The organism is Microbacterium sp. SORGH_AS_0421 (assembly GCF_030818635.1).
In the GTDB taxonomy this organism is placed as follows: domain Bacteria; phylum Actinomycetota; class Actinomycetes; order Actinomycetales; family Microbacteriaceae; genus Microbacterium.
Genome location: NZ_JAUTAO010000001.1, coordinates 1487606 through 1511667, shown reverse-complemented (window position 1 = coordinate 1511667; position 24062 = coordinate 1487606). Strand labels below are relative to the sequence as shown.

Annotated in this window: 22 protein-coding genes; 10 read left to right on the top strand and 12 right to left on the bottom strand. The window is 67.4% G+C overall.

Annotated elements, in window-relative coordinates; all coding sequences use genetic code 11:
- Position 1: 1 nt before the first annotated feature.
- The 7 genes from QE416_RS07125 to QE416_RS07095 all read right to left on the bottom strand — a co-directional run bounded on the left by QE416_RS07125 (position 2) and on the right by QE416_RS07095 (position 5619).
- Positions 2-613, bottom strand: coding sequence for a hypothetical protein (locus QE416_RS07125; protein ID WP_307314776.1), 612 nt, complete (start codon positions 611-613; stop codon positions 2-4).
- Positions 610-1758: a site-specific integrase gene (locus tag QE416_RS07120; protein WP_307314772.1), complete on the bottom strand. Its 1149-nt coding sequence runs from the start codon at positions 1756-1758 to the stop codon at positions 610-612. Before QE416_RS07120 ends, QE416_RS07125 begins: the two co-directional genes overlap by 4 nt.
- Positions 1748-1990: an AlpA family transcriptional regulator gene (locus QE416_RS07115; RefSeq protein ID WP_307314770.1), complete on the bottom strand. Its 243-nt coding sequence runs from the start codon at positions 1988-1990 to the stop codon at positions 1748-1750. The genes QE416_RS07120 and QE416_RS07115 overlap by 11 nt, the downstream gene beginning before the upstream one ends.
- A complete protein-coding gene (locus tag QE416_RS07110; RefSeq protein ID WP_307314768.1) occupies positions 1987-3333 on the bottom strand; it encodes a replication initiator in 1347 nt (448 codons plus the stop codon). The genes QE416_RS07115 and QE416_RS07110 overlap by 4 nt, the downstream gene beginning before the upstream one ends.
- A 43-nt stretch (positions 3334-3376) precedes the next feature.
- The gene (locus QE416_RS07105) at positions 3377-3622 is read right to left on the bottom strand and encodes a hypothetical protein (protein ID WP_307314766.1); all 246 of its coding nucleotides are present in this window, start codon (positions 3620-3622) and stop codon (positions 3377-3379) included.
- Between the two features lie 180 nt (positions 3623-3802).
- Positions 3803-5221, bottom strand: a complete 1419-nt coding sequence (locus QE416_RS07100) for an FtsK/SpoIIIE domain-containing protein (RefSeq protein WP_307314764.1) — start codon at positions 5219-5221, stop codon at positions 3803-3805.
- Positions 5221-5619, bottom strand: a complete 399-nt coding sequence (locus QE416_RS07095; protein ID WP_307314761.1) for a plasmid replication, integration and excision activator — start codon at positions 5617-5619, stop codon at positions 5221-5223. The genes QE416_RS07100 and QE416_RS07095 overlap by 1 nt, the downstream gene beginning before the upstream one ends.
- An 870-nt stretch (positions 5620-6489) precedes the next feature.
- On the opposite strand from QE416_RS07095, the gene QE416_RS07090 reads away from it, so the two are divergent.
- Together QE416_RS07090 and QE416_RS07085 are read left to right on the top strand one after the other, a co-directional pair.
- The gene (locus QE416_RS07090) at positions 6490-7890 is read left to right on the top strand and encodes a hypothetical protein (protein ID WP_307314759.1); all 1401 of its coding nucleotides are present in this window, start codon (positions 6490-6492) and stop codon (positions 7888-7890) included.
- Positions 7890-8768 carry a DNA adenine methylase gene (locus tag QE416_RS07085; protein WP_307314757.1) on the top strand — a complete coding sequence of 293 codons (879 nt, stop codon included), beginning with the start codon at positions 7890-7892 and terminating at the stop codon, positions 8766-8768. The genes QE416_RS07090 and QE416_RS07085 overlap by 1 nt, the downstream gene beginning before the upstream one ends.
- Before the next feature lie 50 nt (positions 8769-8818).
- Here the strand turns inward: QE416_RS07085 and QE416_RS07080 are convergent, their stop codons facing one another.
- Positions 8819-9187, bottom strand: coding sequence for a hypothetical protein (locus QE416_RS07080; protein ID WP_307314754.1), 369 nt, complete (start codon positions 9185-9187; stop codon positions 8819-8821).
- A complete protein-coding gene (locus QE416_RS07075; protein ID WP_307314753.1) occupies positions 9184-9462 on the bottom strand; it encodes a hypothetical protein in 279 nt (92 codons plus the stop codon). The genes QE416_RS07080 and QE416_RS07075 overlap by 4 nt, the downstream gene beginning before the upstream one ends.
- A gap of 701 nt (positions 9463-10163) precedes the next feature.
- Between QE416_RS07075 and QE416_RS07070 the strand changes: the two genes are divergently transcribed.
- On the top strand, positions 10164-12170 hold the full coding sequence (locus tag QE416_RS07070; RefSeq protein WP_307314752.1) for an MDR family MFS transporter: 2007 nt from the start codon (positions 10164-10166) through the stop codon (positions 12168-12170).
- A 73-nt stretch (positions 12171-12243) separates the two neighbouring features.
- On the opposite strand, the gene QE416_RS07065 is transcribed toward QE416_RS07070, so the two are convergent.
- The 3 genes from QE416_RS07065 to QE416_RS07055 form a co-directional block, all read right to left on the bottom strand.
- On the bottom strand, positions 12244-13827 hold the full coding sequence (locus QE416_RS07065) for an AMP-binding protein (RefSeq protein WP_307314750.1): 1584 nt from the start codon (positions 13825-13827) through the stop codon (positions 12244-12246).
- A 103-nt stretch (positions 13828-13930) separates the two neighbouring features.
- Positions 13931-15124, bottom strand: coding sequence for a chromate efflux transporter (chrA, locus tag QE416_RS07060; protein ID WP_307314748.1), 1194 nt, complete (start codon positions 15122-15124; stop codon positions 13931-13933).
- Positions 15125-15165: 41 nt separating this feature from the next.
- Complete coding sequence (locus QE416_RS07055) at positions 15166-16122, bottom strand: Gfo/Idh/MocA family protein (RefSeq protein ID WP_307314745.1); 957 nt, start codon at positions 16120-16122, stop codon at positions 15166-15168.
- A 105-nt stretch (positions 16123-16227) separates the two neighbouring features.
- On the opposite strand from QE416_RS07055, the gene QE416_RS07050 reads away from it, so the two are divergent.
- The 7 genes from QE416_RS07050 to QE416_RS07020 all read left to right on the top strand — a co-directional run bounded on the left by QE416_RS07050 (position 16228) and on the right by QE416_RS07020 (position 23863).
- A complete protein-coding gene (locus QE416_RS07050) occupies positions 16228-17382 on the top strand; it encodes a polysaccharide deacetylase family protein (protein WP_307314742.1) in 1155 nt (384 codons plus the stop codon).
- Positions 17383-17557: 175 nt separating this feature from the next.
- The gene (locus QE416_RS07045; protein ID WP_307314741.1) at positions 17558-18685 is read left to right on the top strand and encodes a glycosyltransferase family 2 protein; all 1128 of its coding nucleotides are present in this window, start codon (positions 17558-17560) and stop codon (positions 18683-18685) included.
- A 41-nt stretch (positions 18686-18726) separates the two neighbouring features.
- Positions 18727-18984, top strand: a complete 258-nt coding sequence (locus tag QE416_RS07040; protein ID WP_307314739.1) for a glutaredoxin domain-containing protein — start codon at positions 18727-18729, stop codon at positions 18982-18984.
- Positions 18985-18994: 10 nt separating this feature from the next.
- On the top strand, positions 18995-19930 hold the full coding sequence (locus tag QE416_RS07035; protein WP_307314737.1) for a hypothetical protein: 936 nt from the start codon (positions 18995-18997) through the stop codon (positions 19928-19930).
- A 22-nt stretch (positions 19931-19952) separates the two neighbouring features.
- Positions 19953-21206, top strand: coding sequence for a kynureninase (locus QE416_RS07030; RefSeq protein ID WP_307317880.1), 1254 nt, complete (start codon positions 19953-19955; stop codon positions 21204-21206).
- A 62-nt stretch (positions 21207-21268) separates the two neighbouring features.
- Entirely contained in the window at positions 21269-23017 is a 1749-nt protein-coding gene (locus QE416_RS07025) for a sodium:proton antiporter (protein WP_210072447.1), read from the top strand.
- 93 nt (positions 23018-23110) lie between these two features.
- Positions 23111-23863: an SDR family NAD(P)-dependent oxidoreductase gene (locus QE416_RS07020; protein WP_307314734.1), complete on the top strand. Its 753-nt coding sequence runs from the start codon at positions 23111-23113 to the stop codon at positions 23861-23863.
- Positions 23864-24062 lie beyond the last annotated feature (199 nt).

The following is a 24062-nucleotide window of genomic DNA, read 5'->3' as shown; positions in this document are numbered from 1 at the left end:
TTCACCACCTCCAGATAGGGTCGGGGATCTCGGCTCCGACTATGAGCGAGAGCTTCCGCTTGGTCTTGTCGAGCGTGTTCCCCAGGTTTGCACGATCCGCGGACGGGATCCGGAGATCCGAGTACCCGTCGAGCGCGACCCACCCACCTAGCAGCGTGAGATCCAGATCCCATTCGGTGTTCGACAGGTCGCGGTAGCGTTCGCGAGATCGCTCGATGTCTGCCTCGGCATCCGCTCGATCCCACCCGTTCACTCGGCAGAGGGTCGTGATGACGGACTCCCACCGGTCATTCAGCTCCGCCAGCCCGGAGTGCTGCGTCTCGTGACAGGCGCCGCACAGGGCGATTACGCCCACGAGTCGCTGAACCGAACGCGATTCCACCTCGTCGAAGGCCCAGATCTCGTGACAGTCCGGATTCCGCGTACCCTCGCCGTAGAACGACGGCTGACCACACACCTCGCACAGTCGACCGGCGCGCTCTGCAGTTCTACGACTTAGCGCTACCCACCTGGACGTCGGCAGGATCGCTCGCAAGTTGGAGCCCCATACGCTGCCTGGCAGCCGGTCAGCGCCGAGCGTCATGGTGCCGTCTTCGTTCCGAATGATTGTCATGAGTCGCCGCCTCTCTCAGCTTGACCGAGGCCTGAGCCGAACAGCGAGTCGATTGCGGCGGCCGCCCGCTTCGCGACGTCGGAGCGAGCGCGGCTGTAGCGGTCAGTCATCTGCATGCTCGAGTGACCGAGCACTGCCTGCACGTCGTTTGCCGAGGCGCCGGCGTCAAAGAGCATCGTCGCGAGTGTGTGGCGCAGATCGTGTAGCCGGAGATCGTCGCGGTGCAGCTTCGAACGAAGCGTCTTCCAGTCGATCGCGCGCCGCACGTTGGAGGCATTGATCCGTCCCCCACGAGGACCGGTGAACACGAGGTCGCCGCGGTGCTTGCCGGCCATCGCGGCGGTCAGCGGAGCGACGAGCGGCGTCGGGATCGGCACGTCCCGCTCCTTGTGGCTTTTCGGGGTCAGCTCGACCCCGCGGCCGTCCGCACCGATGCTGAAAGCTCGGCGCACGTGGATCGTCCGATGCGCAAGATCGACATCTTCCATGCGCAGTGCGGTCGCCTCATTGGCGCGCATGCCGGTGTAGACGAGAGCAGCGATGTAGCGCCGATAGTGCGCATCATCGATCGCCGCGAGAAGCGTCGGCACCTCCGCAGCCGTCAACGCGCGCGATCGCAAACTCGTCGTCGACTCGGACTTCGGGCGACGAGCGAGGCGCGCCTGGTTCAGCGGCACGAGGTGCGCGCGCACGGCACCGTCGAGCAGCCGGCTCAGCACGGCGAGAGCATCGATCCGCGTCGAAACGCTCCCCTCCCAGCCTGCGATCGCTTCTTCGATAACGCCCGCCGTAAGCTTCTCGAGCTTTACATGGCCGAGCCAGGGCTTCACTCGCAGTCGCCAGCCGCGTTCGTAGGCCCGTGCGGTCGACGCGCGTACACTCCCCGCGATCACGGGCCAGTGACGCGAATGCCACTGCGCGAGCGTCATGTCGCCGTCGGGGTAGCGGCGCGTGAGCGTTTCGGCGCGCAGCTTCTTCGCCTCCGCGAGAGTCTCCACGTAAAAGGATCGTTCACGCTGCTCACCGTTCAGGCCGATCGCCCAGACGCGCACCTGGTACTTGCCGCGGTCCTTCCGGAAGCGGACACCCTCCGGCAGCGGGCGCCGGGTCTTCGGGTCGATCCGCTCACCCCGCTCAGCCGACACCGCGAGTACCGCCAGCTTCGAGGAATGCGGCGACCGTGGACGCCCGCCAGAGCATGTGCTTGCCCATGTGCGCGTCGGGGAACGGGAAGCGGTTCTGTCGCCGCAGCGAGTCGAAGGTCGACAGGGGAACCCTGCAGAGAGCAGCGGCCTCCCGTCGAGTCAGGTATCCGTTCGGCTCGGCATGATCGAAGACATCGATCTCCGGGTCGTCGGCAATGGCGTGAGTGGTCATGACGTGCTCCTTTCGGTGGGTGGGTTGTTGCGATCTCGCGCGCGGTCCTGGCGCCATTGGCGAGCGGCATCCGCTGCCTCTCTTGCGAGCGCTTTGTCGCCGTCGGTAAGCCAACCCATGCCCGCGTAAGCCCACGAGCCGATGACCAACACCTCGGAGGGATCAATGTCCTCGGCCGGCTTCGTCTTCGCGAGGAGATGCTTCAGACGCCACGTCCGGCGCGCGCCGCGGAGAGAGCCGAGCGTGATCGAGTAGCGGCGCGACTTGGTGGAGAAGTGACCGCGGAAGCCGAGCATCCCGTCCCAGCGATGGAGCTGCCCATATGGGCCACCAGGATCCTCGCCGACGGCGAGCTCCCGAACCGTCGACTTGATCCGCTTAATGTGTTCGCGGCCGGCACCGGTGGGCTCGAGGTCTTCCGTCGCTTTGGTCGCGTACTTCGCGATGTAGGCGGCGACTGCCCTATCCGAGAGCGGCCCGAAGTCTAGTGATTCGCTAGATTCCCCTAGATTTCCGTAGTCATCGCCTCGACGCACGATCGCTCGCGCATCAAACTGCTTCCCCCACGCCAGCGTGCGCCCTTGCTCCTCCTCCATGAGCGGAGCAGCGACCAGCTGTGTCTTACGGACGGCAGCACTGATCGCCCGCAGGAGATGTTCAGTCGTGACGTACCTGGGCGGCGGAGGGTATGCCTGTTCGGGATCGACGCCGTCGATCCGGACGATCGCATGGAAGTGCACGACCCCGCGGCGCTGGAACTCGGCGACCTTGGCGAACTGCAGTCGCACGACGCGGGCGGCGGCTCGCTGGGTAAGTCCGAGTGAGCGGGCCAGCTCCCGCTGGAGACCGATCGTGAATCGTCGCCAGAGTTCGGGAGCGTGATACTGCCAGACGACGTGACCGACGTAGTCGTAGCACTCGGCACACACGGCGTCGCCGCGGCGGGGATCATCCGTGTCGTGGTGGCAACGGCATCCTCTCGGATTACCGTGCTCGCAGAGGCCGGCACGATGATCGGCCGCAGTGGTGTGCACGGCGCCGAAGGACGGAGCCGTGAGCGTGAGGAAGACCATCGGATGCTCGGCGACGTCCTCGGGCACTTTCTTCATGCCGCCCGCGGCGCCAGCCATGATCATGTGCCAGGTGTCGCCCTTATACTCGTGGCTGCACGACTCGCACCGCGTCGCACGGCGGTTGCCGCACCGGGTGAAGGTGATGCCGTCCGGTTCGTTTGCCGAGGAGTACTCCGAGAGCACCTCGCCGGATGCCTCGTGAAGCGTCGCCGACGATCCGACGAGTCGCACCGGGTTGTGGCAGTAGCCGGTTGCGCCGACGTTGTGCATCCATCGGTCGTAGGTATCGCTGCGGAGTCGGCGCGCGACAGACTCATCGAGACGCATCGGTCACCACCAAAACGGGAACCGCACAGCCGATCGGATACGTGAGACCGGAGAGGTCGTCGTCGTAGTACGTGATGCGGCAGATGAGGTCGCTGTCGCCAGTGTCTCGACGAAGTTCCTGCCACCTGATGATGTCGGCATCCGTGCACGAGTCGTTGGCGACGACCGGTCCATAGATCTCGAGCAGGCTGTCGTCGACAGCTGGGGCGTCGTATCGCGCGACCTTGAGCATTCGGGGTCTGGTCCCACTTCTCCCCCAGGTTGCACGGGGCGAGCAGGTGCGCGGGTCGCGATTCGCTTGCCACGTCGCTCGGCGCACCGTAGGTGGCGTCGGGCTGTGTGGCACAACTTGAGAGTGCAAGCGCGGCGCAGACGCCAACAACAAGGATGGATGCGGAGCCAGGGAGCCGGTTCATGATGCTGATTCCTTTCGGGAGGTGCGTCGCTGTGCACGCGGCGCTCGGGGTGTGCGGGGTTGACGCTCTCCGGGCGCGGGCGCTTCGGGGATGACGACAGGCACTTGCCGCGGTGCGGCAAAGCGCGACGCGACGTCGCGGATCATGTCGTCGGTGATCAAGCCAGCGCGCACGCGTTCCGGAGGACTGCCGTCTTCGGGCAGGACGTAAGCGACACCCGGTGTCGCGGGAGAGATCTCGTGGCAGCGAGCGCCTGCGGCGACTGCTCCATCACCGAGCACCATCGCGGTCTCCATGCGGTCGCGAAGGCGGAGTCCGACGGTTTGTGTGAAGAGGCCTCGGGCGGGCAGCGTCTCTTTCCGCGGATCTTGGAGGCAGGCGAACACGATGAACCCGACCGCCCGGCCCCGAGAGGCGAGCGTCGCCAACGCGGAGTTGGCTCGCCGAAGCAGATCTCGGTCGGTCTCGTAGGCGGTGAGTGCAGCAAGTTCATCGATCAGCACCACGACCGTCGGGCTCTCGATGCTCGGGGTGTGTTGCCGGGTCTTGCCTGCGAGCTCGTTCGCCCGCTGTTGCATCGCGGCGACGGCATCCTCGAGAAGGATGACCGAGCGCTCAGCGTCGGCAGCGAAGCGTGTTAGCAAGGCGCGACCGAGCGCCAGCTCCATTCCGCCCTTGCGGTCGATCCCCCAGACCTCGACGAGTCCGCGGTGGATTGGCTCGGCCAGCCCCAGGAGCAGGCCCCAAACGACTGACGCTTTGCCGCTTCCGGATGAGCCGGCGACGAGCGTGTGCGGTCCGAGGCGCAGCGACCACACTGAGCCGGTCGCGTCCTTGCCCATGGGGATGCTCTTCCCGTCCCAGCCGGCAGGCAGCTCGAGGCTGAACGGATGCTCGAGCGCATCGGCGTACTCGAGCCGCAGCACCAGCGCACCGATGTGCTCGCCGTGAACGGTCGCGCGGCGGGCCGCGAACGCCTGTGCGAGGAGGTCGGCCTGAGCTTGAAGGTGCTCGCGACCGAGGCCCTGCGGAAGAGAGACGCCGACCGCGCAAGTCCAGCCGTTCCAAACGGGCGTGCTGATCGCGGGAACCACCGCACCAGTCGTGCCGTGGCCCGGAACGCTCAGACCGACCCTCGCCGCGACTGTGGTCCAACTCGCGAGGACGTTACGAGAGACATCCCGCTTCCACTTCTCATCCGACCGCCGGGGCATCCGATGCGCCGTGATCGCGACCCAGACGCCTAGGAATGCGACCACCGCCAGGCATCCCGCGGTGAATGCCGCCTGCATGGCAGGCACCGGAGGCAACCACGACAGGATCAGGACGAGTGCGGCGATCCACCACCAGCGACGGAACAGGATGCCGATCTCGTCGCCCCAGCTGCGCAGTTCCCGCGGCACGCCGGTGCGCATTACTCGGCCCCGCGGGGCTTCGGCGCCGGCTTCATCTCGCGGGCGCGGAGCGAGTAGGCAACGCGAGGACGCCCCTGCCCTTCCTTGACGTACGGCGTCACCGTGAGCCCCTCGAACACGGTCGGGCGGAACGGCAGCCCGTTGAGCTCAGGAGGCAGCTGGGGCTCGGAGATGCTCGCGATCTTGACCGTGACCTCGCCCTGCCCCTTCCGCGCATCGGGGTCGGCGTCGATGACGCGAACCTGCCACAGGGGGTGGCCGGAGTTCTTATCGAGGTCTTGCCCCTGCCGTTCGCCGTCGTCGGACCACTTGACGATGGGTTCGACCTCGCCGACGACGAAGGCGCCGCGGGGGAAGAAGGCATCGAAGTTGACCGGGATTGCTGACTGGATTGCCATGGGGTTGTCCTTTCGGTTGGAACTTGGTGGCCCCAGAATCCCACCAACACCCGACCTTGTCAAACATTTGTTTGTAGTTGTAAGGCATGTGAGATACACAACAAGGTCGTTACAAATGCGGTAGCGTTGCCCCATGGCTGACGCTCGCGTCGGCAGAGAAACTGCCGCTCAACACCCGCACTGGGGTCGTGTCCCGGAACCCTTTGTCGCGCTCGTGCGCGCGTTTACCGAGGAAGTCCGAGCAGGCGAAGACAAGTTGGTCAGCATCCCTTGGCCAAGCGATGTCGGGGACGCGGAGCCCCGGTTGGTCACCGCCCTCGAAGCGACTGAGCGAGTGCAGGCAGCATCTCGAGACCTCCGCAGCGCACTCAGTGCATACGCGCACAAGATCCACCAGCCGCGCCCGCGCGTGGGCGCCATCGCCGAAGCACAGAACACATCTACTCAAGGCCTCATTCGCCGCTACACGGATCAAGTAGAGGACTCAGTCCGTGCGCTAATCGACGGAGAGGCAACCGTCGAGCACCTGACTTCGGCCTTTACATCGCTGACCCCCGAGCGAGCGCGGAGCATCATCGACGTAAGCCTCGGCGCCCCGACAGGGATCGAAGTTGGCCCACTTGTCTTCCCCGGAACTCCGGCCGCCGCGCGCCGTTCTGCATCCGACGAGTAGCTGTGAGAACTTTCTTTACTCGTTCAAGGCCGGCCTGCGGCCGGCGTTGCGGGTTCGTGGTGCCTGCGGTGCGTGCGGTCCTCGCTCCGCTGCGGTCCGCGCGCTCCTCGGCAACACGAACCCGCAGGCCGGTTTGCTCTAACTTGATGTGAAGCCGTCGTCAGTTGACGACAACACCTGATGGAAAGTTGCACCGCATGACCCAGAACGAGCCGATCAGTGGATTGCTGCTGGATGAGACCAACCCGCGCTTCGCCGAAGGCGTGTCGGGTCAGGACGACGCCATCACCGCGCTTCTCCTGGACGCCCCCGCAAAGATGATCAACCTCGCGAAGGACATCACCGCACAGGGGAGCCTGAATCCGACCGAGATTCCCGTGGCCATCAACGAGGACGGAGATCTGGTCATCATCGAAGGAAATCGTCGACTTGCGTCCCTCAAACTGCTCGCAAACCCAGAGCTTGCTGGACCTGCGGCCGCGGAACTCGAGCTTGACCTTGTAAAGAGGTTTAAGGACATCGCGAAGTCTGGCACCGCACCGACGAGTATGGACGTGTACCTGGCAGCGGATAGAGACGCCGCCAAACATTGGATCCGACTGCGGCACACCGGCGAGAACGACGGAGTCGGTGTGCTCGAATGGGCGTCTTGGCAGGCGAACAACTTCAGCCGGAAGCGCGGCTCGCAGGCAGATCGCGCCACAATCTTTTGCGACGCGGTCGAGGCGGCATTTCCGCAGGACATCGCGCTGTTGGCTGACGTGGAGAGGGTGCGACGAAACAAGCTCACCACGTTGGGGCGACTTGTGGCTGACCCTGATGTGAGGACCGACTTTGGTTTCGGTTTCGAGGGAGACGACATCGTCTTCTACTACTCGACCATCGACCTGCAAGACGGATTCCGCCGCATTTTCGCGGACCTGGCCGGCAAGCTCACCGTTACGGAAATCAAGACCAAGGAGCAGCGCGCCGCATTCATCCGCGATCGACACGACTCGCTCCCAGACCGGAGCAAGAAGCTCGCCACGCCTCAGATCGCGGGAGCGCAGGTAGGCACCTCCGCACCGGACCAGGAGGAGCCATCAGCGTCTGCCGAGGCCACGGCGGGGGAGCCCTCTTCGGCGGCTGCGTCGAGTGCGCCGAAGTCACAGAAGGCAGAGCCTGTGATCTTCCACGGACTCAAACTCCCCCACGTCAACGCTCGCATCAACAAGCTGCTCAAGGGCGCCCAGAAGATCAATATCGACGACTCGCCTCAGGTCGCGGCCGTTTTGATTCGAATTCTGCTTGAGCTTGTCGTCTCAGAAGGGATCGAAAAGAACGTCGTCGTGGGCGCCGAAACGGCCGCCCTTAAGAAGAAGGTGCGGGAGGCCCTTCTCGCGCTAGACCCCAAGTGTTATGACCCGGTCAACCGCAACAAAGCCCTTGAGATGGCGTGGACACGAACGCAAGACAATGACGGCATGGCGGTCCAGAGTCTTCACGCTTTCGTGCACAATCTCTACGGAGACCCCACCGCTGCGGAGGTACGCAATCTCAGTGCGACGTTCCGGCCAGTACTGCAAGGCGTAGATGGCCTCTTGGGCAGCGTCAAGTAATGTCCTCCCGTTACGTCAGCCCGCTGCGGTACCCAGGTGGCAAGGCACGCTTTGCGCCATACCTTGCCCAGCTGATTCGCAGCCAACCGACTCGGCCAGGAAGCTACGCAGAGCCATTCGCCGGTGGAGCTGGAGCGGCTGTGAAGCTACTGGTTGACGAGACCGTGAAGTCCATCCACATCAACGATCTTGCACCCGGAATCGCCGCGTTCTGGCGATCGGTCTTCTTCGATACTGATGCTCTTGTCAGCCACGTTACGCGGGCAACATTGACCGTTGATGAGTGGCACAAGCAACGAGCAGTGTTTGACAATCCACAAGATCACGACGACCTTTCCCTCGGTTTCGCCACGTTCTTTTTAAACCGAACCAACCGATCGGGAATCTTGACCGCACGTCCAATCGGGGGGCTCGAGCAAACGGGCAATTGGAAGATTGACGCTCGTTTCAACCGCGAAGATCTGGCGCAAAGGATCGCCTTGCTGGGCGAGTATCGGCGACGCGTCTCCGTCACTCAGCTCGACGCCAAAATCTTCATGTCCACAGTCGAAGATCTCGGGAACTCGCTGCTCGCGTATGTGGACCCTCCGTACATAGTTCAGGGCGAAAACCTCTATCTCGACTCGTTGTCGTACGAGGATCACTCAGCCCTCGCTGATTACCTTTCGACCACAAGCGTCCCCTGGCTGCTGACCTACGACACAGCCGAACAGATCACGGCGGAGCTCTACCAAGGCTTCCGCGCTGCGCAGTTCAGCATCTCTCACACGGCCCAAAAACAGCACGTCGGCTCCGAGTACGTGGTGTTTAGCAATCAGTTGATAGTGCCCAGCCTGAACATTGTCCCGCGAGCCAACGCCCAGTGGATTGCGGTCTGAGCTCTAGCAATAAGCACCTGCCGACGGCGGGGGTGAATAGCAAGACCCAGCTAGAGGCGCCCGAGGTTGCGCGCTGCGCGCACGTAGGCGTCAAGACTGGCTCGGTACCCCACGGCGACGGCCTGGACACGGGTGGGGTGCGCCTCATTCGGAAGGAGGCGATACACCAGACGGAACCGCGGCCGCTCTTCGCGGGGGTCGAGATCAAAATAGATCTTGCGGCAGTCGCTCAGATCGGCGGTTCCCTCGCGCTCCTCGAGCGGGAGGCCGCTCAGATCACCACTGGCGACAAGCTTGAGGAGTTCGATGACACGTAGCGCGAGAGGGTGCGGTGTCCCGCTCGTACCCCCTTCGCTTGTGACCAAGTCGGCGAGGTCGTTGCCGAACGCGGGCTTGACGGCGTCAAGCGCGAGGCTCATACCGCGTCGAGATCGATACCAAAGCGGGCGGCGACAGTGGAGAGTGGCTCACTCGCCATGGCGCGACGCTCACGGACGATCGCGGCGATCTCCTCGTCATCAACACGCGAGAGCAGTCGGTCGACGAGCGCATACGGGACGACTGCAGCCTCAGCCTTTCGGTGGGAGCCGAAAACGAGGATCTCGGGATTTGCGCCGTGCCGGTACGTGTCGAGGGCGTGACCAAGCTGTCCACGGGCCTCGCGGAAAGACAGAACTGAAGTGAGGGAAGACATGAGTCCAGTATACGAATGCGGGCGCAAATGCGCGCGCATTTTCAGCTACTGCTCAGCCGGCCAACATCTCGCGGACTGACGCCTCAACGTACGCATCCGGGCCGGTCCCGGGCCGGGAACCCGGCTGAAACCACCCACGACCAACCACCACCAACGAGCACGACTTCCGCGGAATCATGCGCCAAACGAGCACTCACGAGCACCCGTAGACCCGGCGCATACAACTGAAAATCGTGAGGTCACGGGATCGACGCCCGTCGGAGCCACACGGATGATCATTACAGTCATCCCAGAAACCCTCGCCTAGCTTCTACATGGCGGGGGTTTTGCTTTGCCCTGGCGAGAGCGGGTTTCCCCCGCCGCTGATGCGGGCACGCTTTTCGTCCCTGCTCTGCGCCTCTGCCCCGCGACGAAAACAGGGCCCGCCGCGAGAACCGGCTATTCACGGCGATGCCCCCTGCCAGCGCGACGCCCCTGCCCCGGTGTCCACGAAGACGCCGAACGCCGCCCACATAGCCTCTCCACAGCCACGAGTGGTTTCGGACGCCCGCAGACAGCGCTACTATTTGTTGACTTTTAGCAAACACCTGGCGCCCGACTGAGCCACCCCGAGCCGTCCGCCAGGCCTTCTCCTGAAGAGGCCTCCGATGTCAGACATCACTCGAACCAGACGCGCCCATACGGCAGCGACCGACACGGTCATGACGCACCGCATGATCATGTTCGTGATCTTCGGCCTCATGGCCGGCATGTTCCTCTCCGCCCTCGACCAGACCGTGGTCGGCACCTCGATCCGCACGATCGGCGACGACCTGCAGGGCCTGAGCCTGCAGGCGTGGGTCACCACGGCCTACCTGATCGTGTCGACGATCTCGACGCCCATCTACGGCAAGCTCTCCGACATCTTCGGTCGGCGCCCCCTGTTCCTGATCGCCATCCTGATCTTCATCATCGGTTCGGTGCTCGCGAGCTTCTCGACCTCGATGGTCGAGCTCGCGGCCTTCCGCGCCATCCAGGGCCTCGGCGCCGGCGGCCTGATGTCGATGCCGCTCGCGATCATGGGCGACATCCTCGCTCCGCGCGAACGCGCGAAGTACCAGGGCTACTTCCTCGCCGTCTTCGGCATCTCCAGCGTCATCGGCCCCCTCGTCGGCGGACTGTTCGCCGGCGCGAGCCAGATCCTGTTCATCACCGGATGGCGCTGGGTCTTCCTCATCAACGTGCCGATCGGCATCGTCGCGTTGGCGATCGTCTGGCGGTTCCTGCACATCCCGAAGCAGCCGCGTCACTCGGTGCGCATCGACTGGTGGGGCGCGACGACAGTCATCGTCGCCCTCGTCCCGCTCCTGCTCGTGGCCGAGCAGGGTCGCGAATGGGGCTGGGGCTCGCCGATCGCGATCGCTTGCTACGTCGTCGGTGCTCTCGGCATCCTGGCCTTCGTCATCGCCGAGACCGCGATGAAGGACGACGCGCTCATCCCGCTCAAGCTCTTCCGCTCCCCCACGTTCTCGATGGCCACCGTCATCGGCGTCCTCGTCGGATTCGGCATGTTCGGCGCAATGCTCACTCTGCCGCTGTACCTGCAGCTCGTGCTGGGCTCGTCGCCCACGCAGAGCGGGTTCGAGATGCTGCCGATGATCCTCGGCCTCATGATCGCCTCGATCGCGAGCGGCCAGATCATCGCGCGCACGGGCCGTTACCGAATGTTCCCGATCCTCGGCACGGCCCTGATGTCGATCGGCTTCTTCCTGCTGACCTTCCTGAAGTACGACAGCCCGTACTGGCACGTCGCGATCGCGATGCTCGTGATCGGACTGGGCCTCGGGCAGCTGATGCAAACGCTCACGATCGCCAGCCAGAACTCGGTGGGTCTGCGCGACATGGGCGTGGCCACGAGCGGCTCGACGTTCTTCCGTCAGATCGGTGGAACGCTCGGTACCGCGGTGCTGCTGTCGCTGCTGTTCACGCTCATGCCGTCGAACATCACCGGCTCGTTCGCCGACCGCGCGACGCTCACCGACGCCCTCGACGCCGCTCTCGATCCGACGGTCGCCTCGGCGCCGGCGAACGAGAAGATCATGTCGAGCATCTACACCCCGATCGTGTCGAAGATCGTCGACGGTACGACGTCGCAGCTGCAGGCGGGTGTGCAGCAGGCTCAGGATGCCGCGACCCAGGCCGTCTCGGAGCAGGTCGCCGCCGGCCGTATCCCCGCGTCGGCTCAGGCCGCCGCGACCCAGGCCGCGCTCGCTCAGGCCGTTACCGCCGCCACGGCGCAGATCCAGCAGCAGGTGCCGGTCGCGCGCGTCGCCGCCGACGGCACGGTGAGCCTGGACTTCTCGGATGCCACACAGCGCGCGGCCTTCGTCGACACGGCGGCCACGACGATCGAGGATCAGTTCGCCGCGGGCGACGAGAACACCTCGGTCGGCGACTCGACGCTCGACGACACCTCGTTCCTGGTCGGCGCCGACGCGCGTCTGACCAAGCCGTTCCTCGTCGGCTTCAACTCGTCGGCGACGACCGTGTACTGGACCGCGATGGGCGTCGTGCTGCTGGCCTTCGTGCTGTCGCTGTTCTTCCGCACGCCGCCGCTGCGAGCGAAGTCGGCCCTCCAGGAGGCCGCCGACGAGCGCCGCGGCAAGGACGAGGAAGAAAAGCGCGCCGAAGAGGCCGCCGCCCAGGCCGGAGCGCTCATCGCCCCGTAAGAGAACAGCGGAGAAGGGCGGGGTCGTCGGAAGACGCCCCGCCCTTCTTTCGTACCCGCCCGGAACCGCCGACTCAGGCGGCTTCGCGGGCCCGAAGGTCTTTGCGCAGGATCTTGCCCGACGTCGACTTGGGGATCACGTCGATGAACTCGACTCGGCGCACCTTCTTGTGCGGGGCGACCTCGCCGGCGACGAAGGCGATCACGTCGTCGGCGGTCAGTCCCGAGTCGGGGGCGGCCACGACGAACGCCTTGGGGATCTCCTCGCCGTCGTCTCCGCGCACACCGATGACGGCGGCATCCTGGATCTTCGGATGCGAGAGCAGCAGCGCCTCGAGTTCGGCGGGAGCGATCTGGTAGCCGTGGTACTTGATGAGTTCCTTGAGGCGGTCGACGATGGTGAAGAAGCCGTCGACGTGGTGCACGCCGATGTCGCCGGTGTGCAAGAACCCCTCGTCATCGAGCGTCTCGGCGGTCGCGTCGGGGCGGTTCAGATACCCGAGCATCACGTTGGGTCCGCGAACCCAGATCTCTCCGGGGGCGGTGAAGCCGTCGTCGCCGTGCTCTTCGAGGTCGGCGCCGGTCTCGGGGTCGACGAGCCGCGCCTCACAGCCCGGGATGAGCACCCCCACCGAGCTGACGGGCATGTCCGAGCCCGCCGGGATCGCGTGCGAGACGGGGCTCAACTCGCTCATCCCGTAGCCCTGGTAGAAGCGAGCGCCGATCCGTCGGCCGGCGGTCTCGGCCGTCTCCCCGTCGAGAGGGGCCGCGCCCGAGAACACGCTGTGAACGCGGGAGAGGTCGAACTCGTCGACGGCGGGGTGCTTGGCGAGCGCGACGGCGATGGGCGGGGCGATGAAGAGGAAAGTGCAGCGGTGCTCCTGCACGGTGCGCAAGAACTCCCTCAGGTCGAATCTCGGCATGGTGACGAGGGTCGCGCGCTGGCGCAGCGCCAGGTTCAGCAGCACCGTCATGCCGTAGATGTGGAAGAACGGCAGCACCGCGAGCACGCGGTCGTCGCGTCCGATCTCGATGACCGGGCGGCACTGGTGCACGTTCGCGACGAGGTTGCGATGCGAGAGCATGACGCCCTTGGGCACTCCGGTGGTCCCCGACGAGTACGGCAGCACGGCGACGTGGGTGGCGGGGTCGAAGCTCACCTCGGGCGGGGTACGGCCCTCCCCGAGGAGCGAGCGCAGGTCGGGGTGCCCCTCCGCTCCGTCGAGCACGATGACCTGGTCGTCCGGGATGCCGACGGCTCGCGCGGCCTGATGCGCCTGCGGCAGCAGCGGTGACACGGTCACGAGCCAGGTGGCCGCGGCATCCCTCAGCTGCTTCTCGATCTCGTTCGCCGTGTAGAGCGAGTTGATCGTGGTGATGATCGATCCCGCGCGGAGGATCCCGTGGAACACGGTCGCGAAGGCGGGGACGTTGGGGCAGAGCATCGCCACGACCGTCTCGGTGTCGGCGCCGCGGGCGGCCAGGGCCCCGGCGAAGGCGTCCACCTGCGCGCGCAGGGTGCGATACGTGGTCTCGGCCCCGGTGGTGGGGTCGATGAGAGCGGCGCGATCGAGATCGGGCTCCTCGAGGGAGGCGAACAGATAGTCGTAGATGCTCTGGTCGGGGATCTCGATACTCGGGTATGGACTCTGGAACACGGCTTTCTCCCTCGAAAACTGCGGCGGCGACGGTGCCGTGCGCTCATCCTGGCATCCGTGGGACGCGGTGTCATCCCGGACGGGACCGGCTCTCGGTCGCCGCTCAGGTGAAGACGAGCCCCACTCCCCCCGCGGCCCCCACGATCACGACCGCCCACGCCGGAACACGGAACGCGGTGAGCAGGACGAATCCGACCGCGGCGAGCAGGAACGACCCGGGCCCGGTGACGGCGGTCGTGAAGACGGGCGTGTAGAGGGCAGCACCCAGGATGCCGACGACCGCCGCACCCGTCCCGCGCATGACGGCCCGCACGCGGGGCCTGTCGCGCATCGCGTCCCAGAACGGCAGCACGCCGATGAGCACGAGGAACCCGGGCAGGAAGATCGCGACGAGGGCGATCGCCGCACCGGCGATGCCGCCAGGCCCGACGGACGATTCCGCGCCGAGGTAGGCGGAGAAGGCGAAGAGGGGTCCGGGCACCGCCTGTGCGGCGCCGTAGCCGGCGAGGAACGCCTCAGGCGAGACCCAGCCGGTCTCGACGACCCCGGCCTGCAGCAGGGGGAGCACGACGTGACCTCCCCCGAAGACGAGGGCGCCGGAGCGGAAGAAGGCATCGACGAGCGCAGCTGCATCCGACCCGGTCGTCGCCGCGAGGAGCGGGAGTCCCACCAGCCCGATCGCGAGGAGGACGAGGCACGTCACGGCGACGACGCGGGGAACGCCGAACGAGGGCAGAGACGGCGCGGGTGTCTCGGACGCGCCGCGCAGCAGGACGATCCCGCCCAGGAGGCCGACGGCGAGGGCACCGAGCTGCCCCGGCGCTCCGGGAACGAGCAGTGCGAGAGCGAGGCCCGCAACGGCGATGCTCGCACGCGGGGCATCGGGGGCAAGGGTGCGCGCCATGCCCCACACCGCCTGCGCGACGATCGCCACCGCCGTGATCTGCAGGCCCGAGATCACGCCCGCGGCGACCGGTCCGCCGAGCAGGGCCGCTCCCCCGGCGAACGCGACGAGGAGGATCGCGGAGGGCAGGGTGAAGGCGAGGAAGGCGGCGAGCGCCCCCAAGAAACCGGCGCGTTGCAGGCCCATCGCGAAACCCACCTGGCTCGACGCGGGGCCGGGGAGGAACTGGCAGAGCGCCACCAGGTCGGCGTAGGCGCGGTCGTCCATCCACTTCCGCCGCACGACCAGGTCGTCGCGGAAGTAGCCGAGATGCGCGATCGGCCCGCCGAACGAGGTGACGCCGAGGCGCAGGAACGCGAGGAACACCTCGCTCACTCGACCGGGTCGCTCCACCCGCCCATCCTCACCCCGCGGGGGAAACGGCGGGTGAATCGTCACACCGACGCGGCACCCAGGATCTCGTCCACGAGACGCAGCGTGAGGCCGGTGAGACGCTGGTCGTCCGCGATGTCAGCACCGGCGACGGCGTCGCGGAAGCGCTCGACCTCTCCCACCATCGGGTTGGCCGAGGCCTCGACCTCGATCCGTTCGACATCGCCCTCGCGCGGCGACAGCGTCAGGCGCCGGGGGGCATCGATCGCGTCGATGGACAGCGACGCCTCCTCTCCTTGGATCTCACTCGGCAGGGCGGTGTCGGTGATCTTCGACCACGCGATGTCGGCGAGGAAGCCGTCGTAGGCGGCGAGTGCACTCCCCAGCCCGTCCGTTCCCGAGGCGATGCCCACGCGGACGCCGGCGATCGAGCGCGGGGCACCGAAGAGCCGTGCCAGGGCGTGCAGCGGGTACACCCCGAGGTCACGGAGGGCGCTTCCCCCGAGGGCGGGATCGAAGATGTTCGTCTGCTCCCCCGCGAGAACGTGGTCGTAACGCGCCGACCGCTTCTCGTAGCGGAATGAGACCCGGCGGAGCGTCCCCAGCCGTGGCAGCAGCCCGCGGACCACCTCCAGGCCGGGGTCGTATCCCGAGCGCATCGCCTCGAGCACGACGACGCCGCGCTCGCGAGCGTGCAACACCGCGGCATCCCACTCCTGCGCCGACAGGACGGCCGGCTTCTCGACGAGCACCGGGATGCCGGCATCCACGGCTTCGCGCACCTGCTCCGCGTGCAGCGCGTTGGGGCTGGCGAGGTACACGGCATCGACGTCGGGGGCGGCGAGGAGCTCCGTGAGGCCGAGGGCGGTGTGCGGTGCCCCGATCCTGTCGGCGAAGGCTTTCGCGCGCGCGGCGTCGCGAGAGGCCACCCGCTCGATCTCGACGCCCTCGACGACGGCCACCGCCTCCGCGAAGCGCTCGGAGATGGAACTGGTCCCGACGATGCCGATGCGAGTCATACCTTCATCATCGCGCGAGCGCCGCGCCGGGCGATGCCTCGTTCACGGAGCGGGCACGTCGCGTCGATAGGATCGCGCCGACACACCCGTCCGACCCGAGGCACCATGAACACCACCCGAGCCGAGCACCGCCGCCGTGCCTCCCGCCGTCTTCGTCGCAAACGCACGATCAGCGCCGTCATCGCCGTCGCGTTGATCGGAGCCGGCGTCGCCGCCGTCGCCCTGACCCGCATCCCCGAGGCACCCCCCGTCACCGAGGACACCTCGGCGAGCGCGACGCCCTCGGAAACGCCGACCCCGACGCCCACACCCCTCACTCCCGCCCAGGCTCTCTTGGCCACCTCGAGCGATCCGCAGTCGTGTGCCGTGTCGTTCGCGGGCGACGGGATCGCGCTTGCTCCGCAGTTGCAGACGCAGGGCGTGCGCTACCAGAACCTTCCGATCCCCCGCGCCGACGGGCGCGTCTTCGCCGGGTGGTACGACGCGGCGACCGACGCCACCGCGATGACGCAGAGCGCGCGGCTGAACGGCGCCGACCTCGTCACATGCACCGACCGGCAGCGGACGCTCCACGCGGGGTGGACGACTCCCGAGGCGAACGCTGCGGAGGCCGCCGGCATCCCGATCCTGATGTATCACCAGTTCACGCGGAACCCGAAGGGCGAAGACAACTGGCTGCGGCTGAACTACGCCTACATCGGCGACTTCGACGCGCAGATGGCGCACATCCAACAATCGGCGTTCTACCTGCCGACCTGGGATGAGCTGAGCGCCTTCATCGACGGGCAGCTGTACCTTCCGAAGCACTCGGTGATCATCACCGACGACGATGCCGACAGCACCTGGCTCGAGATGGCGGCCCCGATCGTCAACGACCGGAAACTGCTCACCACCTCGTTTGTGATCACCTCGGCGCGTACCGAGGGGACGCCCAATCCCTTCGTCCTCCAGCGCTCGCACACTCACGACATGCATCGCGCCGGCGCCAACGGGAAGGGGCGGATGGTCAACGACGACGCCGACACGATCGCCGCAGACCTGAACCGGTCGGCTCAGATCCTCGGGGCGAAGGAAGTCGTGGCCTATCCCTTCGGCCACTACAACGACACGACGAAAGAGGGGGTGCGTCGTGCGGGCTTCGAACTCGGTCGCACCATCGAACACGGGTACGTGCGCATCGGGACCGATAAACTCGCACTGCCCGTCATCCGGATGAATTACGGAATGACGGTCGACGATCTGAGAAAAGAGATCGGCTGACCCGCCGAATATCGGAGGGCACCGCAGAAAATCCCCGCGTCACGGGTCATTTGCTAGGGTCCACCGAGGCGGGCATCCGTGATCTCCCAGGTAAGTGCGCCAGACTTTCAGATCGGGCACGCGCCGGCCGGTCCGCGCTGTTCACTTCCGTCTCACCGAGAAAACGCGAGCATCTATGGACCTTTCCGTCATCGTTCCGACCTTCAACGAGGGTCCGAACGTCGCCGAGCTCGTCCGACGAACGACCCACGCGCTGCTCGGTCGCACCATCGAGGTCATCTTCGTCGACGACTCGACCGACGACACCCCCGACATCATCCGGCAGGTCGCGGCTGCAGCCGACATCCCCGTCCGTCTGATCCACCGCGACGATCCGATGGGCGGCCTCGGTGGTGCGGTGGTCGAGGGAATCCGCGCGGCGGAGTCCGAGTTCTGCGTCGTCATGGACGGCGACCTCCAGCACCCGCCCGAGGTCATCGCCGACATGCTCGCGCGCGCCGAGGTCGGCGACGCCGACGTCGTCGTCGCCTCGCGCTACGTCGCCGGTGGCACCTCCGACGGACTCGCCAATGCCGTGCGCACCACGGTCTCGCGCGCATCCACGCTGCTGACCAAGGCGATGTTCCCGCGCAAGCTCAACAACTGCACCGACCCGATGACGGGCTTCTTCCTCGTCGACCGCCGCACGCTGGACATCGAGACGCTGCAGCCGCGCGGCTTCAAGATCCTGCTCGAGATCCTCGCCCGCAAGCAGATGCGCGTCGTCGAGGTCCCGTTCTCGTTCGCACCCCGCTTCGCCGGCGAGTCGAAGGCATCGTTCAGCCAGGGCATGCGCTTCCTGGTGCAGCTGACCATGCTGCGCTTCGGGCGCATGTCGGCCTTCGCCGTGGTCGGCGGCCTCGGCGCCCTGGCCAACCTCGCGATCATGTGGGCGCTTCAGGCGTTCGGCGTGCAGTACCTGCTCGCCGCGGTGATCGCGAGCATCGTCACGATCGTCGCGAACTTCATCGCCCTCGAATACCTCGTCTTCGCCGACATGCGGGCCGAGTCGGGGCTCATGCGGCATCGCTTCATCAAGTCGTTCACGTTCAACGGCGTCGAGGCGATCATCCGCATCCCCGTGATCTGGGTCCTGGTCAGCCAGGCGCACATGCCCAGCGTCATCGCGGCGGCCCTCACCCTCATCGCCGCCTTCTTCGTGCGCTTCGTCTTCCACGCCCTCGTGGTCTACGCACCCAAGAAGAGCCGTGTCGGCAAGGCCGTGCGTGCCATCGAGCCTCTCGAAGACGAAGTCACCGCCTGACTCGCGGCGCTGCTCGCCGCCCCGCGGCGTACGCTGGAAGCATGTCCTCCGACGCAACCATCCGTATGTTCGGCGCCGACTGGTGCCGTGACTGCATCCGTACGAAGAAGCAGCTCGACGAGCTCGGCATCGACTACGAGTACATCGATCTCGTGGCCGACCCCGCCGCCGCTGACATCGCCAAAGAGATCTCCGGGCGCACCAGCATCCCCGTGGTCGTCTACCCCGACTCCAGCCACCACGTCGAGCCGTCGAACGCCGACGTCGAGACCAAACTGCGCGAGCTGTCGCTGATCTGATCGCGCCGGCGTGACACTCTCCGCCGCGTGGCGCGTGCGCCGCGCGCTCACCGCCGAGGCGGGAACCGCGTTGCCCGCGTTCGTCGATCACCACGTGCATCTGCACCTGATCGACTCCACCTCGCTGGCTCGGCGGGGGATCGCCGCCGTCGTCGACCTCGGCGGCGATCCCTTCTCACTCGCTCGACGGCCGCAGGGCCTTCCCCGCACCGCGTTCGCCGGGGCGTTCCTCACCGTTCCCGGTGGGTACCCCGACGGCCGGTCCTGGGCTCCCCGGTCGATCGTGAGATTCGTCACCGATGCCTCACGGCATCCGGGGATCGAGGGCGGCGCGCGCACCGCGGTGGACGAGCAGGCGGATGCCGGGGCCTCGGTCATCAAGGTCGCGCTCCATGCCGACGCCGGACCGGTGATCTCCGACGACGCCCTCGCCGCCGTGGTCGCCTCGGCCGCCGAACGGGGTCTGCCCGTCGTCGCGCACGCCCAGGGACCCGGGCAGGTGGACCGCGCGATCGAGGCGGGCGTCTCCGTGCTCGCGCACACGCCTTTTGACGCTCCGGTCGCGCGGCGCACCCTGGCGCGAGCCGTCGCCGCGGGACAGGCCTGGATCTCGACGCTCGACATCCACCGCGGCGCCGACCGTGAGCGCGCGATCGCCAACCTGCGCGCCTTCGCGGCGCGGGGCGGACGCGTGCTGTATGGAACCGACCTGGGCAACGGCTCCCTCCCCGTGGGCGTGAACCGCCGCGAGCTGCTCGCGATGACCGAGGCGGGTGTGCGCGGGGACGCTCTCGTGGCCGCGCTCACCGACCCCTGGCCCCGCACGACCCCCATCGACGCCGTGTCGAGCTTCGTCGCCGGCGACACCCCCACCGACGACGAGGTCGCGACGTGGCTGAGCCGCGCCAGCGTCGTACCGACCGAGGAGCTGACCCGTGTCGACTGACCCCTCCCCCGACTTCGGCTCCGTGGACCCGCTCGAGCCTCCCCACCACAGCTTCCGGGCCGAGGCGCAGCGCCTCGACGCCGCCGACCCCCTGGCACCTCACCGCGACGCGTTCGTCGGCAGCGAGAGCCCGCTGGTCTACTTCGACGGCAACTCGCTGGGTCGCCCGCCCCGCGCCACCGCCGACCGGCTCGCGCGCTTCGTCACCGACGAGTGGGGCGGCCGCCTCATCCGCGGGTGGGATGAAGCGTGGATGGAGCTCCCCTTCGTCATCGGCGATCGGATCGGAGCACTGACGCTGGGCGCGGCATCCGGTCAGACCGTCATCGGCGACTCGACCACCGTGCTGCTGTACAAGATGCTGCGCGCGGCCCTCGACGCGCAGACGGCCCGCGACCCCGAGCGCGTCGAGATCGTCGTCGGGCGCGACGACTTCCCCACCGATCGTTACCTCGTCGAGGGCATCGCCGCCGAGCGGGGAGCGCGCGTGGTCTGGATCGACGTCGACACGACACGGGGAGTGGATGCCGACCTGCTCCGCGCCGCGGTCGGACCACGCACGGCGGTGGTCCTGCTGAGCCACGTCTCGTACCGTTCGGGCTTCCTCGCCGACGGCGCCGAACTCACCGCGATCGCCCGCCGCGCCGGTGCGCTCGTGCTGTGGGACCTCTGCCACTCGGCGGGTTCGGTCCCGGTCGAGCTCGACGCGTGGGGCGCCGATCTCGCGGTCGGCTGCACCTACAAGTACCTCAACGGCGGACCCGGGTCGCCCGCCTTCGCCTACGTCGCCGCGCGTCACCACGCCACCCTGACCCAGCCCGTGCAGGGGTGGATGGGTGCCGCCGACGTCTTCTCGATGGGCCCGCGATACCTCCCCGCCGAGGGCATGCGCCGCTTCCTCTCCGGCACCCCTCCGGTGCTCGCGATGATCGCGATGCAGGACACCCTCGACCTCCTCGCCGACGCCGGTATCGCGGCGGTACGCGCGAAGTCGGTTGCGCTCACCGAATTCGCGGTGCGGGTGGCCGATGGCATCCTGAGTCCGCTCGGCGTGCGTCTCGCCTCGCCGCGCGACCCGGCAGAGCGCGGCGGACACGTGACGCTCTCGCACCCCGCGATGCGGGCCGTGACCGCACGCCTGTGGAAGGACGATGTCATCCCCGACTATCGCGACCCGCACGGGCTTCGGATCGGTCTCTCGCCGCTGTCCACGAGCTTCACCGAAACCCTGGCGGGAATGCAGGCCGTGGCTGCGGCGGTGCGCGCCGAGAGCTGAGTCTCAGCCTGTTGCCACCTCATCGATCGGGGCCGCCACGCACGGACGGCTAGCCTCGGAGGATGATCGATCCCCTCCTCCTCGTCCTCGCCGGGGTGGTGGTCGTCGCTCTCGCCACGGTGATCGGGCCGCGTTTCAACGTCGCCGGGCCTCTCGTCCTGCTCGCCATCGGTGCGGGAGTGAGCCTGCTGCCGTTCGTCGCGCCCTTCTCGGTGAACCCCGAGGTCATCCTCGTCGGAGTGCTTCCGCCGCTGCTGTACTCCGCTGCGGTGCAGGTGCCCGCCATCGAATTCCGCCGCGACTTCGCGCCCATCGCCGGGCTCTCGGTGCTCTTGGTCGTGTTCAGCTCGCTCGTTCTCGGCCTCTTCTTCTGGGCCGTCATCCCGGGTCTCGGCCTCGCCCTCGCCATCGCCCTGGGCGCGATCCTGAGTCCCACGGATGCCGTAGCCACCTCGATAGCCAAGCGCTTGGGCATCTCGCCTCGCGTGGTGACGATGCTCGAGGGCGAGAGTCTGCTCAATGACGCCACGGCGCTCGTCCTCCTGCGCACGGCCGTGGCCGCTGTGGCATCCGGTTTCGCGTTCGGCGACGCCCTCGCCGACTTCGCCTGGGCCGTCGTCATCGCGCTCGTGCTCGGCGCGGTGATCGGGTGGGTGAACCTGCGCGTGCGGGAACGCGTGTCGAACTCCGCGGCGAACACCGCGCTGAGCTTCACGATCCCGTTCCTCGCCTATCTGCCGACCGAACACCTGGGTGGGTCGGGCCTGGTCGCGGCGGTGGTCGCGGGCATCGTCACGGGTCAGGGAGCCGCGCGGCGGTTCACGCCCGAGCAGCGCATCAGCGACCGCCTGAACTGGCGCACCGTCGAGTTGATCCTCGAGGGAGGGGTCTTCCTCGTCTTCGGTCTCGAGCTGAAGGACATCGTCGTCGCCAACCTCCGAGAGCACGAGGGGCTCTGGCACGGCACCTGGTTGGCGCTGTCGGCTCTCGGCATCGTGCTGCTCGTGCGCGCGCTCTACGTCGCGGGCCTGATCGGCCTCCAGGCCCGACGCAGCCGCCGCCACGCCCGCCACCAGGACCGGATCGAAGGCGCGCAGGACCGGCTCGATCGTTTCGAACAGGCCTACCGCGAAGCGCCCGAGCAGTTCGGCGAGCGCGGCGCCGACCCCGCCCGGACCGAGCGGCGCATCGGGTGGATGCGCTCGCGCATCTCGCGCACGATGGCCGATCTCGATTACTACCGTGACTCCCCGCTCACCGCGCGCCACGGCGCGGTGATCGTGTGGGCCGGCATGAGGGGCGTCGTGACCCTGGCGGCGGCTCAGACACTGCCGGAGGGCACGACGCAGCGTCCCCTTCTGATCTTCGTCGCGTTCCTCGTGGCGCTGTTCAGCCTGGTGCTGCAGGGGCTGACACTGTCGCCCGTCGTGCGGTCCGTCGGCCTCTCCGGCGACGGCGGCGAGGGTCCCTCGCACGACGAGCAGCGTGCCCTGACGTCGGAGCTCCGAGATGCCGCGAGTGCGGCCGTGCAATCGGGTTCGCTCGCCCGGCGCAACGGCGACCCCTTCCCCGCCGACCTGATCGAGCAGGCCGGCGCGCGTCTCGTGCAGCCACCCGACGACGACGCGACCGTGCGTCGTCGCGACCTGCTCGAACTGCGGCTCGCCTCGATCGAGGCGATGCGCAAGCGGCTGCAAGACGTGAGCCGAGACGGGCGCTTCAGCACCGCGGCCCTGCGTCACGCGCTCGCCGAGCTCGATGCCGATCAGCTGAGCCTCGAGTTGCGCCTCGGCGACGACGACGGCGACTGAGGCGGAATACCGCGCACCCGGGGATCGTTTTCATTCACGCGCATGCGGTCACCGCGAAAGCCGGGGCGACTCGACGGCGAGAGAGAAGCACCCATGAGCAGGTTCACTCGGAAAGTCGCCCTCGTCACCGGCGGAGGAAGCGGAATCGGAGCCGCGATCGCGCGGCAGCTCGGCCGGGAGGGCGCGTCGGTGGTCGTCACCGATATCAACCTGGATGCCGCGGAGCGCGTCGCCCAGGAGATCACCGTCGTCGGAGGTAGCGCCACCGCGTTCGCCCAGAACACCGCGAAGTGGCAGGACTCCGAGTCTGCCGTGGAGTTCGCGAAGAAGACCTACGGCGGTCTTCACCTCGCCGTGAACAACGCCGGCATCGGCGCCGCGCCCCAGAACATCGGCGACTACGACATCGAGGCGTGGGATCGCGTGCGCGCCGTCGACCTCGATGGCGTCTTCTACGGGCTCCGATTCCAGCTCCCCGCGATCGTGGCCTCCGGGGGCGGAGCGGTCGTGAACATGGCATCCGTGCTGGGTTCCGTGGGCATCGCCCAGAACGCCGCATACGTCGCGAGCAAGCACGCCCTCGTGGGCCTGACGAAGGTCGCGGCCCTGGAGTACACCGCCCAGGGCGTCCGCACGAACGCCGTCGGCCCCGGCTTCATCGACACCCCTCTCGTGCGTTCGGGGCTCTCGCCCGAGGCGCTGACCCACCTCGAGGGCGAGCACGCGACGGGCCGGCTCGGCACCGACACCGAGGTCGCCGCGCTCACCCTGTTCCTCCTGAGCGACGAGGCCTCGTTCATCTCGGGCAGCTACCACCTCGTCGACGGCGGCTACTCCGCCCACTGAGCCGACCGCGTGCGGGCCCGTCGCGCACGCGGCGGGCCCACCGTGCGTGTTCCGGAGTCCGTGTCCCACTTCGTGCCGCCGGCGGCGGGGCCGCACCTCGTGGGACATGCCGGCGCCAGGAGGTGGATGCGCCCCGCAGGCAGTCGTCCAGGCGAGCCGTGCCCCTTTGCACCGCCGGGAGGGTGGCAGGCCGCACCCT